Source organism: Mesorhizobium sp. C120A (genome assembly GCF_030323105.1).
Classification (GTDB): domain Bacteria; phylum Pseudomonadota; class Alphaproteobacteria; order Rhizobiales; family Rhizobiaceae; genus Mesorhizobium.
The window spans coordinates 1,826,952-1,839,124 of the sequence record NZ_CP100476.1 but is presented as its reverse complement, the minus strand read 5'-3'; the positions used below and the strand labels follow the sequence as shown (position 1 = coordinate 1,839,124).

Below are 12,173 nucleotides of genomic sequence, written 5' to 3'. Positions count from 1 at the left end.
TACCCTGCTGCTGCAAACTGTGGTGCCTCAAAGCTTCCAGCCCGAATGCAGGGCGGCAATGCCGCCGGAATAGTTGCGGAACGACACGCGCTCGAAGCCCGCGCGGGTGATCATTGCAGCAAAGTTCTGCTGATTGGGAAATTTGCGGATCGATTCGACCAGGTAGGAATAGGGTTCGCCCTCGCCCGTCACCATCTTGCCGATCTGCGGAATGGCGTTGAACGACCAGGCTTCGTAGACCTTGTCCAGCAGCGGCATCTCGACCTCGGAAAACTCCAGGCACAGGAACCGTCCGCCGGGCTTCAGCACGCGAAAGGCTTCCGTCAGCGCGACATCGATGCGCGGCACGTTGCGGATGCCGAATGCGATGGTGTAGGCGTCAAAGGTGCTATCGGTGAAAGGCAGTTCCTCGGCATTGGCCTCGACGAAATCGGTGTTGCCGGACAGGCCCTTTTTCTCCGCGCGGTCACGGCCGACGCTGAGCATCGAGCCGTTGATGTCGAGCACCGTGGCATGCGCGTTGCCTTGGCTGGCGTCTACAATGCGGAAGGCGATGTCGCCGGTGCCGCCCGCCACGTCAAGCACTTTCCAGCCCGGACGTTTCGGCGGATTGAGCCATGTCACCATGGCATCCTTCCACAGCCGGTGCAGCCCGGCCGACATCAGGTCGTTCATCAGGTCGTAGCGGTTCGCCACCTTGTGGAAAACATCGTTGACCAGAGGCTGCTTGTCGCCTGGCCCTACCTTCTTGAAACCATAGGAGGTTTCCATGCCGCCCGCGGCCGTGGTTCTCTCAACTGACATTATTTTGATCCGTCATAAAACCGGCGGGACCATAGCCGATCGATGGTGCGGGCGCTATTGTTTAAGGCGCGGTGTTCGGCCGCGCTTCCAGGTGGTGGGCTTTACGGCCTGGACTGATGAGACGGGATAACTGCATGCCTTTGAAAGCAGAACTGCACTGCCACATCGAGGGGGCAGCGGCGCCCGAACTCGTCATCCGTCAGGCGCAGAAATACGGCAAGGACACCTCGCTTTATATCCAGAACGGCTCCTTCGTCTGGCATGATTTCACCTCGTTCCTGGCGGCTTATGATTTTTCCGCCGACCTGTTCCGCACCGAGGAGGATTATGCCCGCCTCGCCGACCACTATCTGACCAGCCTTGCCCGCGACGGCGCCATCTATTCCGAGGTCTTCACCTCGCCCGACCATGCCGTCAGGGCCGGCCTGTCGCCCAAGGCCTATACCGATGCGCTCGGCGAAGGCATGCTGCGCGCCAAAGCCAAGACCGGCATCGAGGGGCGCATGATCGTCACCGGCGTACGCCATGTCGGCGTCGAGTCGATCGAGCAGGCGGCGCGCTTTGCGGCGCGCTGCGGAAATCCGCTGGTCACCGGCTTCGGCGTCGCCGGCGACGAGCGCATGGGCGAGATGGAGGATTATGTCAGGGCCTTCGAGATCGCCCGCGAAGCCGGCCTTGGCATCACCATCCATGCCGGCGAGTTGACCGGGTGGGAGACGGTGCAGGCCGCACTCGACCACATCCGCCCCTCGCGCATCGGCCATGGCGTGCGCGCCATCGAAAATCCCGACCTGGTGCGCCGCATCGCCGATGAGGGCATCGTGCTCGAATGCTGCCCCGGCTCCAACATCGCGCTCAAAGTCTACGACAGTTTCGCCGATCACCCTTTGCCTGCCCTGCAGGCGGGCGGCTGCAAGGTGACGCTGAACTCCGACGACCCACCCTATTTCTGGACCTCGCTGAAGCGCGAATACGACATCGCCGCCGAGCATTTCTCCATGAATGAAAAAGCTTTGACCGCCGTCACCAGGACGGCGATCGAAGCGGCTTTCGTCGACAGGAAGACGAAAAGCGCGCTGCTTGCCCGGCTCGATGCGAAGAGGTGACTGGTGATTGGTGATTGGTGATTGGTTTGCCGGCGGTTCGGCCTGTCAACGGCAATGATCGATCCATCGGGACTCGCAAACCTGCTCACTATTCACTATTCACTATTCACTATTCACCATTCACTGGAGCAACCCATGCAGGGCGTCACCGTCGTCGACCACCCGCTTGTCCAGCACAAGCTGACCATCATGCGCAAGAAGGAGACGTCGACCGCCGGCTTCCGGCGACTGCTCCGCGAGATCTCGCTCCTGCTCGGCTACGAGGTCACCCGCAACCTCGAACTGACGACGACGACCATCGAAACGCCGATGGAAACCATGGAAGCGCCGACGCTGGAGGGCAAGAAGCTGGTCTTCGCCTCGGTGCTGCGCGCCGGCAATGGCCTGCTCGAAGGCCTGCTCGACCTGGTCCCGGCGGCCCGCGTCGCGCATGTCGGCCTCTACCGCGATCACGAAACGCTGGAGGCGGTGGAATATTTCTTCAAGGCGCCGAGCGATCTCGCCGACCGGCTGGTGATCGTCGTCGATCCGATGCTGGCGACCGCGAACTCGGCCATCGCGGCCATCGACAAGCTGAAGGAGCGCGGAGCCACCAACATCCGTTTCCTTTGCCTGCTGGCGGCGCCAGAAGGCATCGAGCGCTTCACCAAGGCGCATCCGGATGTCCCGGTCTTTACCGCTTCCATCGACCGCCAGCTCAACGAGAAGGGCTACATCATGCCCGGCCTCGGCGATGCCGGCGACCGCATGTACGGAACCAAATGACGGCGGCTGGCAAGGCCAGCTGGCATCCAGTCGTTTACCGCCCGTTTACGCAAAGCCGCGGTTTCGGGTTGGCGTTAAAGCGGCACACACCATACGTGGGCAAAAATGGGCCTTCACGAAGGTCCATTCATGCTGCGCAAGCTTCTCATTCTGGGCGTGTTCGCCGGAACGTCGGCATCGATCCCGATCGTCTATCAGTCGAACCCGCAGATTCTCGACAACCTGTTGAAGTCGACCGTCGCCGGCAAGCCGCAACCGCAGCCCGAGCTGAGCCTCGCCTCGGTTCCCGACAAGCCGGCCGCACCGCTGCCCACCGGTCGCAAGGTCCTGGTGGCGGCCGACGAGCGCGGCCATTTCACCTCCGCCTTCAAGCTCAACGGCCGCCAGGTCGACGGCATGATCGACACCGGCGCCACTTTGGTCGCCATCAACACCTCGACGGCGCGCCGCATCGGCATCTCGCTCAACCCGTCGGATTTCAGCCATCAGGTCAACACCGCCAATGGCGCGATCAGGGCCGCTGTGGTCAACATCGACCGCCTGCAGATCGGCAAGATCAGCGTCGACAACATCCAGGCCGTGGTCCTCGACGACAAGGCGCTGCGCACCAACCTGATCGGCATGAGCTTTTTGCAGCGGCTGGCAAAATACCAGGTCGAAAACGGCACACTGTTGCTGGTGCAGTAGCGCCTTCCGCTACCCGCGCGGCAGCACGCGCCGGATGACAGTCTTGTCGGCGGCTGGTTTCGACGCCCCGATCGTATAGGCCGAAAGCACGGCGGCTGCGGCCGCTTCGGCCTCCGCTTGCGTGCGGGCGTGGACGAGCGCCAGCGGCTCGCCGGTCCGCACCTCGGCGCCGAGCGGCAGCAGCCTGGTGATGCCGACCGCATGGTCGATCCTGTCGTCCGGCCGCGTACGCCCGCCACCGAGCCCGACCACGGCAAGGCCGATATCGCGGGTGGCAATGCCGGTGGCAAAGCCGTTGCCTGCCGCCTTGACCGCAAACTCCACCGCCGCTTTCGGCAGGTATTTTTCCGGCTTCTCGACGAAATCGGCGGGACCGCCAAGGGCTGCGACCATACGTGCGAAGGCGGCCGCCGCGCGGCCGCCGGCCAGCGTCTCGGCCGCGCGCCTGAGACCGTCCTGATTGGACGACGCCAGCCCTGCCGATTGCAGCATCTCGGCGGCCAGCGCCAGCGTCACATCCTCCAGTCGCTTGTCGCGGAGCCTCCCGGTGAGGAAATCGACGGCGTTGCGCACCTCGACCGCGTTGCCGGCCGCCGACGCCAGCGGCTCGTTCATGCCGGTGACCAGCGCCGAGGCCTTCAGGCCGGCGCCGTTGGCGATCTCGACCAGGCTGTTGGCAAGTGCTGTCGCGTCGCGCGACTTCTCCATGAAGGCGCCATTGCCGACCTTGACGTCGAGCACCAGCGACTGCAGGCCGGCCGCCAGTTTCTTCGACAGGATAGAGGCAGTGATCAGCGGCACCGATTCCACCGTTCCGGTCACATCGCGGATCGCATAGAGGCGACGGTCGGCGGGCGCGAGATCGGCGGTCTGGCCGATGATGGCACAGCCGGTCTCGAGCACGGTCTTGCGGAAGCGCGCGATATCCGGCTGGCTGATATAGCCTGGGATGGCATCCATTTTGTCCAGCGTGCCGCCGGTATGCCCAAGGCCCCTGCCGGAGATCATCGGCACATAGGCGCCGCAAGCGGCGACGATCGGCGCCAGCATTAGCGAGACATTGTCGCCGACGCCGCCGGTCGAATGTTTGTCGGTGACCGGACCCGGCAGGTCCGACCAGTCGAGCACATCGCCGGAATCGCGCATGGCGAGCGTCAGCGCCACCGCCTCGTCGCGGTTCATGCCGTTGAAGAACACCGCCATGGCAAAGGCGCCGACCTGGCCGTCCGAGACGCTGCCCGAAGTTACGCCCGCGACGAAGGCCGAAATCTCCTGCGGGGACAGTTTCTGGCCGTCGCGCTTGCGGCGGATGATTTCCTGCGGAAGCATCAGGCAGCGCCCTTCGGCTCCGGCAACCCATCCTGGAACACATGCGCAAGGATCGTCGCCAGCCGTGCGCCGCCGATCGGCGCCATGTCCTTGGTCTCCTGGTGCGACAGTTCCGCCCCGGTCATCCCGGCGGCGAGATTGGTGATCACCGAACAGGCGGCTACGCGAAGCCCAAGGAAGCGGGCGAGAATGACCTCCGGCACGGTCGACATCCCTACCGCATTGGCGCCCATGACGCGGGCCATGCGGATTTCAGCAGGGGTTTCGAAACACGGACCGGAAAACCACATATAGACGCCCTTGTGCAGCGCCGTCCCTGTCGCCTTCGCCGCCCGTTCGATCGCCGCGCGCAAGCCGGCATCATAGGCTTCGGTCAGGCCGACGAAGCGGCGGTCGCTCGGCTCGCCGATCAGCGGGTTGGAGCCGGAGAAATTGATGTGATCGGTGATCAGCATCACCGATCCAGGCAGCATGTCGGGATCGACCGAGCCGGCGGCATTGGTAAGGATCAGCTTGGTGATGCCGATGCCGGCAAGCACCTCCAGCGCCGGCCGCATCGCCGCAGCAACGCCGTGCTCGTAATAATGGGCGCGGCCGGACAGCATCAGCACCGGCGTGCCGGCGAAAAGCCCCGCGACCACCTCGCCGGCATGGCCAGTCACCCCGCTGCGGGGGAAACCCGGCAGGTCGGCATAAGAGATGCGCACGGCATTTTCGACCTGGTCGACAAGCCCGCCAAGGCCCGACCCCAGCACCATCGCCGTTGTCGGCGCCAACCCGTCCAGCCTTTCAACGAGGTGGTCCAGAGCTTCCTTCATATCAGCCAACTCTCACTTCAAAATGTCGCCACGAAACCCGTAGGGCAGCATGTCGCCCATGGTCACGGTCTCGACCACGCCGGTGTTGTCGCAAAGATAGAGCTTTGTGTCCGGCCGGCAGAATTCCGCCAGCCTTTGCCGGCAGCCGCCACAGGGCGAGCATTTGGCCATGCGCGAGGCAATGACGGCGACCTCGACGATCTTGCCGCCGCCGCCCATGATGTAATGGCCGAGCGCCGTGGTCTCGGCGCACCAGCCTTCCGGATAGGACGCGACCTCGATGTTGGCGCCGGTGAAGACACGGCCGTCTTCGGTGCGCAACGCCGCACCCACCGGAAACTTCGAATAGGGCGCGTAGGCCTTGGCCATGGCCTCCTGCGCGGCTTCGAACAGATCATGCGACATCTAGACGTTCTCTCCGACGATCGTGGTCAAAACCCGGCGCTTTGCGTTTTCCTGGCGCCTTTCGAGCACCAGCCGCATGTTCGACACAGTGCTCCTGGGCGCGCCCGGATCAACGTTCCTTGACATAAGGCGCGCCGCCGGCGCGCGGCGGGATCGCCTTGCCGATGAAGCCGGCAAGCAGGATCACGGTCAGCACATAGGGCAGCGCCTGCATGAACTGCACCGGCACCTTGCCGATCAACGGCAGCGGCGAACCCTGCAGGCGGATCGCCGCCGCGTCGAGGAAGCCGAACAGAAGACAGGCGAACATGGCGTTCACCGGTCGCCATTTGGCAAAGATCAGCGCCGCCAGTGCGATGTAGCCCTTGCCCGCGGTCATGTCCTTCACGAAGCCGCCATTCTGCACCATCGAGAGGTAGGCGCCGGCAATGCCGGTCAGCACACCGGTGCAGATCAGGGCCCGGTAGCGCAGCCAGGCGACCGAGATGCCGGCGGTGTCGACGGCGGCCGGGTTCTCGCCGACGGCGCGTAGGCGCAGGCCGAAGCGGGTGCGAAACAACACCCACCAGGTGAACGGCACCATGGCGAAAGCGAGATAGACCAGGATCGAATGGCCAGAGAGCAGCTCGGAATAGATCGGCCCTATGATCGGCACGTCGTGGATCGCGGCAGCACCAGGCAGAGTGATGGCCTCGAAACGCTCGCCCGGCTGCAGCGCCGGCGTTCGCCCGCCCTGCTGGAACCAGGCTTGGCCCAGAATGATGGTCGAGCCGGCGGCGACGAAGTTGATGGCCACACCGGAGACGATCTGGTTGCCGCGATGGGTGATCGAGGCGAAGCCGTGCACCAGGGCAAACGCGACCGACATCACGATCGCCATGCCGAGACCGAGGAAGGCCGAATGGAAGACCGAAGCGGCGGCCGCACCTGCAAAGGCGCCGACCAGCATCTTGCCTTCCAGCCCGATGTCGAAAACGCCTGCGCGTTCCGAATAGAGGCCGGCGAGGCAAGCGAGTAGCAGCGGCACCGACAGGCGTATGGTCGAGTCCAGGATCTGCACGATGGCGATGAAGACGTCCATCTCAGGCGCCCTTCCCTTTGACCGCTTCGATGCCGACCGACCTTGGACTGAACGAGGCGAACAGCGCCTGGACGTAGGGCCGGAACATGTGCTCCAGCGCACCGGCAAACAGGATGACCAGGCCCTGGATGATGACGATCATGTCGCGGGAAATCGCCGGCATTTCGAAGGCAAGTTCGGCGCCGCCCTGGTAGAGCATGCCGAACAGGATCGCCGCCAGCACGATGCCGACCGGATGCAGTCGGCCCATCAGCGCCACGGCGATGCCGACGAAGCCGGCGCCGGAGACGAAATCGATCGCCACATTGTGCTGGTCGCCCATCACCGGGTTCAGCGTCATCATGCCGGCCAGCGCGCCCGAAATCATCATCGCGATGATGATGATGCGGGTCTCCGAAATGCCGGCATAGCGCGCCGCTTTCGGGCTGTGGCCATAGGTGCGCATCTCGTAGCCGAGCTTGGTGCGCCAGATCAGCAGCCAGACCAGGAATGCCATGAGCAGCGCCAGCAGGAAGCAGATGTTGAACGGCGCCGAGCGGATCTTGGCGCCGAACAGTTCGATGATCCAGTTGAGTTTGGGCAGTTCGGCGCCGGCGAGGAAGTTGCGCGTCTGCGGCGCCTGCGACGCCGCCGGCTTCAACGGCCCAACCAGGAGGTAGACCATGATCGAGGCCGCGATGAAGTTGAACATGATGGTGGTGATGACGATGTGCGACCCGCGCTTGGCCTGCAGATAGGCCGGGATCAGCGCCCACAGCGCACCGACGGCGGCTCCGGCGACGATCGCCAGCGGAAAGGTCAGCCACCACGGCAGCACAGTGTCGAAGGCGAGGCAGACCACGCCCACGCCAAGGCCGGCAATATAGGCCTGGCCCTCGGTCCCGATGTTGAACAGGCCGCAATGCGCGGCCACCGCCACCGACAGGCCGGTGAAGATGAAGGTGGTGGCATAGAACAGCGTGAAGGCAATGCCGGTTCCCTTGCCGAAAGCGCCCTCGACCAGGATGACGGCGGCACGAAACGGGTTTTCGCCGACCAGCATGACGACGAAACCGGCAACGATGAAAGCCACCGACAGATTGATCAACGGGATCAGCCCATAATCGGCCCAGGCCGGCAGTTTGGCGTAAGGCGTGCTCACTCTGCCGCCTCCTGGCGATCGATGCCTGCCATCAGCAGGCCAAGCTCGCCCTCGGTCGCCTCGGGGCCACGTTCGCCGACGATGCGCCCGGCAAACATCACCAGGATGCGGTCGGACAGCGAACGGATCTCGTCGAGCTCGACCGACACCACCAGCACCGCCTTGCCCTGGTCGCGCATGGCAATCAGCCGCTTGTGGATGAATTCTATGGCGCCGACATCGACGCCGCGCGTCGGCTGGCCGACGATCAGAACACCGGGATCCTGCTCCATTTCTCGCGCCAGCACGATCTTCTGCTGGTTGCCGCCGGAGAAATTCGCCGTCTTCAGACGCGGATTGCCGGGACGGATGTCGTATTTCTCGATCTTGTCCTTGGCATCGGTCATGATGGCGTCGATGTTGAGGAACGGCCCTTTGAGGTAGCGCGGGTCGTCATGGTAGCCGAGGATCGAATTCTCGTTCTCCTCGAAGGCCAGCACCAGGCCGACATGATGGCGGTCCTCCGGCACATGGGCGAGCCCACGGTCGCGCAACTCGCCGGGATCGGCGGCCCCGGTCAGGTCGATCGGCTTGCCATCGAGCATCACCGAGCCGGAAACCGCGCGCCTGATGCCGGAAATCGCCTCGAGCAGTTCGGACTGGCCGTTGCCGGCGACACCGGCAATGCCGACGATCTCGCCGGCGCGGATATCGAAGGAGATGTCGTCGACCATGGTGACGCCGCGCTGGTCTTTCACCGTCAGGTTCTTGACGGCGAGCTTGACCGCGCCGGCCTCCGTCTCGCCCTTTTCGACCCGCAGCAGCACGCGCCGCCCGACCATCAGTTCGGCCAGTTCGCCGACTGTCGTCTTGCTGGTCTCGCGCGTCGCCACCATCGTGCCCTGGCGCATGACCGAGACATTGTCGGTGATGGCCATGATCTCGCGCAGCTTGTGGGTGATCAGCACCACCGTTTTGCCCTGGTCCTTCAATTGCCTGAGGATGCGAAACAGATGGTCGGCCTCGGCCGGCGTCAACACGCCCGTCGGCTCGTCGAGAATCAGGATCTCGGCGCCGCGATAAAGCGCCTTCAGGATTTCGACACGCTGCTGCAGGCCGACCGGCAATTCCTCGATGATGGCGTCGGGATCGACTTCCAGCCCGTATTCGCGCTCGAGCCGCTCCAGTTCGGAGCGCGCCTTGGCGATGCTCTTTTTCAACAGCGCATCGCTTTCGGCGCCGAGGATGATGTTTTCCAGCACGGTGAAATTGTCGACCAGCATGAAGTGCTGGTGCACCATGCCAATGCCGAGCGCGATGGCGTCGTTGGAAGTCTTGATAGACGCCGGCTTGCCGCCGACGCGGATCTCGCCGCTGTCGGCCTGGTAGAAGCCGTAGAGGATCGACATCAGCGTCGACTTGCCGGCGCCGTTCTCGCCGACGATGCCGTGGATGGTGCCGCGTGCGATCTCCAGATTGATGTCGCGATTGGCGCGAACGGCGCCAAAACTCTTGTTGATGCCGATCAGTTCGATTGCGGCTTGCGCCATGCAGCCTGTCCCACTCTTATTTTTTTATCGCTTGGTCAAAACGCCTAGCATGATGCCCCACCCGTGCCAATTGGCGGCGCAGTGGCCACTCTCGACAAATCCCGGTGCGCTTGTCAATTTCGAACGTGGCCGCAGATCTTCACATTCACTAATATGCAAGGCTCAACAGTCGCATCATGCTGCAACCGCGTGCACCAGGACCTGAGGAGTTTTGAATGATCATGCCTGTCGACCGGCTGACGACGCTGGAAATCCGCGCCGCCGAGCAGGAAAAGACCATCGAGGAACTGTCGGGCCAGATCGCCGAGCAGTGGACGGCGATCGAACGCATGCAGCGCAAGCTCGATGCCCTGACCGGGCGCTTCATGGCGCTGGAGGAACAATCGGCACCCGACGTGCCGATAACCAAACCGCCGCACTGGTAGCAAGGAGAAGCCTATGGCCAGTGAAAGCGATCGCGTTGCGCGGGCGGGCGATTATGTGCTTGGCCTGATGAACGATCGCGACCGCGAACGTGCCGAGCGCGACCTGGAGATCGATCCGGCCTTCCGCGACACGGTGATGCGGCTGGCCGAGCGCATGCATGTCTTCGACCGCACGGGGCGGCCCTCGGGCGACGGCGATCGCTGGCGGCTGATCTCGCAACGCATCGCCGAACTGCCGCAGATGCGTGTGGTCGGCCACGACGAAGCGAAGCCGGTGATCGGCAGACTGGAGCGGAAGCCCTATGGCGTCGGCGTGCATTCGCTCGGTGGCCGACGCGGCTTCGCTATCGCCATTACGCTGATGATGGTGTTTGCGCTGGGTTATCTCTTGGGCACTTTATAGCGCGCGCGACATCAGAGCCATCGGTCCGCCGTCCTGCGCGAAGGTCTGCACCTCCACCCAACCGAGCGCTTCATAGAAGCGGCGCGCTTGCCAGGTGTAGAGATAGAGCTTGCCTACGCCTGCTGATGCGGCATGGGCTTCGACCGCTCTGACCAGCGCCGTGCCGATACCGCGCCCTCGATGGTCTTGGTCGACGATCAGCCCAGCAAGCCATGGCGTCAAATCGTGCGCTGGATCGATCTCGTCGCGGACCAGCAGGCAACTGCCGATCGGCAGACCCTGGTCTCGCGCAACGAACGCCGCCTCCATCCCATCGCCGACGAACAGTTCGCGAAGACCGGCCGCGTCCTCTGGCAATGTTCGTCCGGTGCCAGCGAAGAATGCGGCGAGCCGCAGCCTTGCGATCGCCTCCACATCGCGCTCCGCCATGGCTTCGATTGTCGTCGACATCGCGGCATACCTCAAAACAAAACCGCCGGGCTTTCACCCGGCGGTTCGAAACCTAGGAAAAGTGTGAAAGCGCTTTTCCGTCCGAAATTGCGGCAAAACAAAGAGATAGCTTGCCAATCAATAAGGGCAGGCGTTGTCGGCGGTGTAGTCGTGCACCTGGATCGTGCCGGCGATGATGTCGGCCTTGGCCTTTTCGACGGCAGCCTTCATTTCGTCGGTGACCAGCGCCTTGTTGTTGTCGTCCATGGCGTAGTCGACACCGCCTTCCTTGAGGCCGAGATTTTGCAGGCCGCCTTTGAAGGTGCCGTTCTTGCCGTCCATGAAGGCGGTGTAGACGGCCACGTCGACGCGCTTCAGCATCGAGGTCAGCACCTTGCCGGGCTGCAGGCCGTTCTGGTTGGAATCGACGCCGATGCCGAGCTTGCCGGCATCCGCCGCCGCCTGCAGCACGCCGACGCCGGTGCCGCCGGCCGCGGCATAGACGACGTCGGAGCCCTGGTCGATCTGCGTCTTGGCGATCTCGCCGCCCTTGGCCGGATCGTTCCACGCCGCGGGCGTGTCACCGGTCATGTTCTGGATGACATCGGTCGCACCGGCCGCCTTGGCGCCGCCGACATAGCCGCATTCGAACTTGCGGATCAGCGGAATGTCCATGCCGCCGATGAAGGAGACCTTCTTGGACTTCGAGGCCATCGCCGCCAGGATGCCGACGAGATAGGAGCCTTCGTTTTCCTTGAAGACCAGCGAGCGGACATTGGGCATATCGACGGCATCGTCGATGATGGCGAAGTTGAGATCGGGATATTCCTTCGCGACCACCTTCAGCGCATCTTCCCAGGCAAAGCCGGCCATGACGATCGGGTTGCGGCCGTCCTCGGCGAAGCGGCGCAGCGCCTGCTCGCGTTGCGAGGCGTTCGACACTTCGAACTCGACATAGGCGGTGCCGGTCTCGGTCTTGAACTTTTCGGCGCCGTGATAGGCAGCCTCGTTGAAGGATTTGTCGAACTTGCCGCCGAGATCGTAGAGGATGGCCGGCTGGACATCCGCGGCGAAAGCCGGAAGAACCATTGCGGTTGCGGCCAGGAGGCCGAGAACGATACGTTTCATGTGATCCACACCCTGTCGGTTATTTTTTTCCGTTACGCGCCGTCCGCCTGCCCGGTTCTCCGGCAGGCATGCGGCATCAGCCAGGAGTGTACTCCCCTCCCGCTCTAGGCAATCTGGCACGGC

General features: G+C 63.6%; 14 protein-coding genes. 5 read left to right on the top strand and 9 right to left on the bottom strand.

Translation table 11 applies throughout. The annotated features are described in order from the left end of the window. Positions 1 to 27: 27 nt before the first annotated feature. A complete protein-coding gene (gene ubiE, locus NL532_RS09055; protein ID WP_023740925.1) occupies positions 28 to 804 on the bottom strand; it encodes a bifunctional demethylmenaquinone methyltransferase/2-methoxy-6-polyprenyl-1,4-benzoquinol methylase UbiE in 777 nt (258 codons plus the stop codon). A gap of 134 nt (positions 805 to 938) precedes the next feature. On the opposite strand from ubiE, the gene NL532_RS09050 reads away from it, so the two are divergent. The 3 genes from NL532_RS09050 (at position 939) to NL532_RS09040 (ending at position 3,362) form a co-directional block, all read left to right on the top strand. Next, positions 939 to 1,910 carry an adenosine deaminase gene (locus tag NL532_RS09050; protein WP_023740924.1) on the top strand — a complete coding sequence of 324 codons (972 nt, stop codon included), beginning with the start codon at positions 939 to 941 and terminating at the stop codon, positions 1,908 to 1,910. Positions 1,911 to 2,045: 135 nt separating this feature from the next. After that, entirely contained in the window at positions 2,046 to 2,675 is a 630-nt protein-coding gene (upp, locus tag NL532_RS09045) for a uracil phosphoribosyltransferase (protein ID WP_023671129.1), read from the top strand. 129 nt (positions 2,676 to 2,804) lie between these two features. After that, positions 2,805 to 3,362 (top strand): TIGR02281 family clan AA aspartic protease, encoded by a 558-nt coding sequence (locus NL532_RS09040; RefSeq protein ID WP_023740923.1) that lies wholly within the window; start codon positions 2,805 to 2,807, stop codon positions 3,360 to 3,362. 9 nt (positions 3,363 to 3,371) lie between these two features. Here the strand turns inward: NL532_RS09040 and deoA are convergent, their stop codons facing one another. From deoA to NL532_RS09010, 6 genes are all read right to left on the bottom strand, one after another. Beyond that, positions 3,372 to 4,691 (bottom strand): thymidine phosphorylase, encoded by a 1,320-nt coding sequence (gene deoA / locus NL532_RS09035; RefSeq protein ID WP_023740922.1) that lies wholly within the window; start codon positions 4,689 to 4,691, stop codon positions 3,372 to 3,374. Then, a complete protein-coding gene (locus NL532_RS09030; RefSeq protein WP_023686468.1) occupies positions 4,691 to 5,509 on the bottom strand; it encodes a purine-nucleoside phosphorylase in 819 nt (272 codons plus the stop codon). The genes deoA and NL532_RS09030 overlap by 1 nt, the downstream gene beginning before the upstream one ends. Before the next feature lie 12 nt (positions 5,510 to 5,521). After that, positions 5,522 to 5,914: a cytidine deaminase gene (gene cdd, locus NL532_RS09025; RefSeq protein WP_023714063.1), complete on the bottom strand. Its 393-nt coding sequence runs from the start codon at positions 5,912 to 5,914 to the stop codon at positions 5,522 to 5,524. A gap of 109 nt (positions 5,915 to 6,023) precedes the next feature. Then, positions 6,024 to 6,995: an ABC transporter permease gene (locus NL532_RS09020; protein ID WP_023828256.1), complete on the bottom strand. Its 972-nt coding sequence runs from the start codon at positions 6,993 to 6,995 to the stop codon at positions 6,024 to 6,026. Between the two features lies 1 nt (position 6,996). Beyond that, the gene (locus tag NL532_RS09015; RefSeq protein WP_023686470.1) at positions 6,997 to 8,136 is read right to left on the bottom strand and encodes an ABC transporter permease; all 1,140 of its coding nucleotides are present in this window, start codon (positions 8,134 to 8,136) and stop codon (positions 6,997 to 6,999) included. Continuing rightward, a complete protein-coding gene (locus NL532_RS09010; protein WP_023714064.1) occupies positions 8,133 to 9,665 on the bottom strand; it encodes an ABC transporter ATP-binding protein in 1,533 nt (510 codons plus the stop codon). Before NL532_RS09010 ends, NL532_RS09015 begins: the two co-directional genes overlap by 4 nt. Positions 9,666 to 9,883: 218 nt before the next feature. Between NL532_RS09010 and NL532_RS09005 the strand changes: the two genes are divergently transcribed. Both NL532_RS09005 and NL532_RS09000 read left to right on the top strand, forming a co-directional pair. Then, positions 9,884 to 10,090 (top strand): SlyX family protein, encoded by a 207-nt coding sequence (locus NL532_RS09005; RefSeq protein WP_196813821.1) that lies wholly within the window; start codon positions 9,884 to 9,886, stop codon positions 10,088 to 10,090. Positions 10,091 to 10,103: 13 nt separating this feature from the next. Then, positions 10,104 to 10,493: a hypothetical protein gene (locus NL532_RS09000; protein WP_023733524.1), complete on the top strand. Its 390-nt coding sequence runs from the start codon at positions 10,104 to 10,106 to the stop codon at positions 10,491 to 10,493. On the opposite strand, the gene NL532_RS08995 is transcribed toward NL532_RS09000, so the two are convergent. Both NL532_RS08995 and NL532_RS08990 read right to left on the bottom strand, forming a co-directional pair. Continuing rightward, positions 10,488 to 10,943 (bottom strand): GNAT family N-acetyltransferase, encoded by a 456-nt coding sequence (locus tag NL532_RS08995; protein ID WP_023733525.1) that lies wholly within the window; start codon positions 10,941 to 10,943, stop codon positions 10,488 to 10,490. The genes NL532_RS09000 and NL532_RS08995 overlap by 6 nt on opposite strands. A gap of 117 nt (positions 10,944 to 11,060) precedes the next feature. Continuing rightward, positions 11,061 to 12,050 (bottom strand): BMP family lipoprotein, encoded by a 990-nt coding sequence (locus NL532_RS08990; RefSeq protein WP_023683177.1) that lies wholly within the window; start codon positions 12,048 to 12,050, stop codon positions 11,061 to 11,063. Between the last annotated feature and the right edge of the window lie 123 nt (positions 12,051 to 12,173).

What these genes read in the sequence shown, in the direction of transcription:
- NL532_RS09010 (WP_023714064.1), bottom strand. Translation starts at nt 9,665, where the DNA reads ATGGCGCAAGCCGCAATCGAACTGATCGGCATCAACAAGAGTTTTGGC.
- NL532_RS09030 (WP_023686468.1), bottom strand. Translation starts at nt 5,509, where the DNA reads ATGAAGGAAGCTCTGGACCACCTCGTTGAAAGGCTGGACGGGTTGGCG.
- NL532_RS08990 (WP_023683177.1), bottom strand. Translation starts at nt 12,050, where the DNA reads ATGAAACGTATCGTTCTCGGCCTCCTGGCCGCAACCGCAATGGTTCTT.
- NL532_RS08995 (WP_023733525.1), bottom strand. Translation starts at nt 10,943, where the DNA reads ATGTCGACGACAATCGAAGCCATGGCGGAGCGCGATGTGGAGGCGATC.
- upp (WP_023671129.1), top strand. Translation starts at nt 2,046, where the DNA reads ATGCAGGGCGTCACCGTCGTCGACCACCCGCTTGTCCAGCACAAGCTG.
- deoA (WP_023740922.1), bottom strand. Translation starts at nt 4,691, where the DNA reads ATGCTTCCGCAGGAAATCATCCGCCGCAAGCGCGACGGCCAGAAACTG.
- ubiE (WP_023740925.1), bottom strand. Translation starts at nt 804, where the DNA reads ATGTCAGTTGAGAGAACCACGGCCGCGGGCGGCATGGAAACCTCCTAT.
- NL532_RS09040 (WP_023740923.1), top strand. Translation starts at nt 2,805, where the DNA reads ATGCTGCGCAAGCTTCTCATTCTGGGCGTGTTCGCCGGAACGTCGGCA.
- cdd (WP_023714063.1), bottom strand. Translation starts at nt 5,914, where the DNA reads ATGTCGCATGATCTGTTCGAAGCCGCGCAGGAGGCCATGGCCAAGGCC.
- NL532_RS09020 (WP_023828256.1), bottom strand. Translation starts at nt 6,995, where the DNA reads ATGGACGTCTTCATCGCCATCGTGCAGATCCTGGACTCGACCATACGC.
- NL532_RS09000 (WP_023733524.1), top strand. Translation starts at nt 10,104, where the DNA reads ATGGCCAGTGAAAGCGATCGCGTTGCGCGGGCGGGCGATTATGTGCTT.
- NL532_RS09050 (WP_023740924.1), top strand. Translation starts at nt 939, where the DNA reads ATGCCTTTGAAAGCAGAACTGCACTGCCACATCGAGGGGGCAGCGGCG.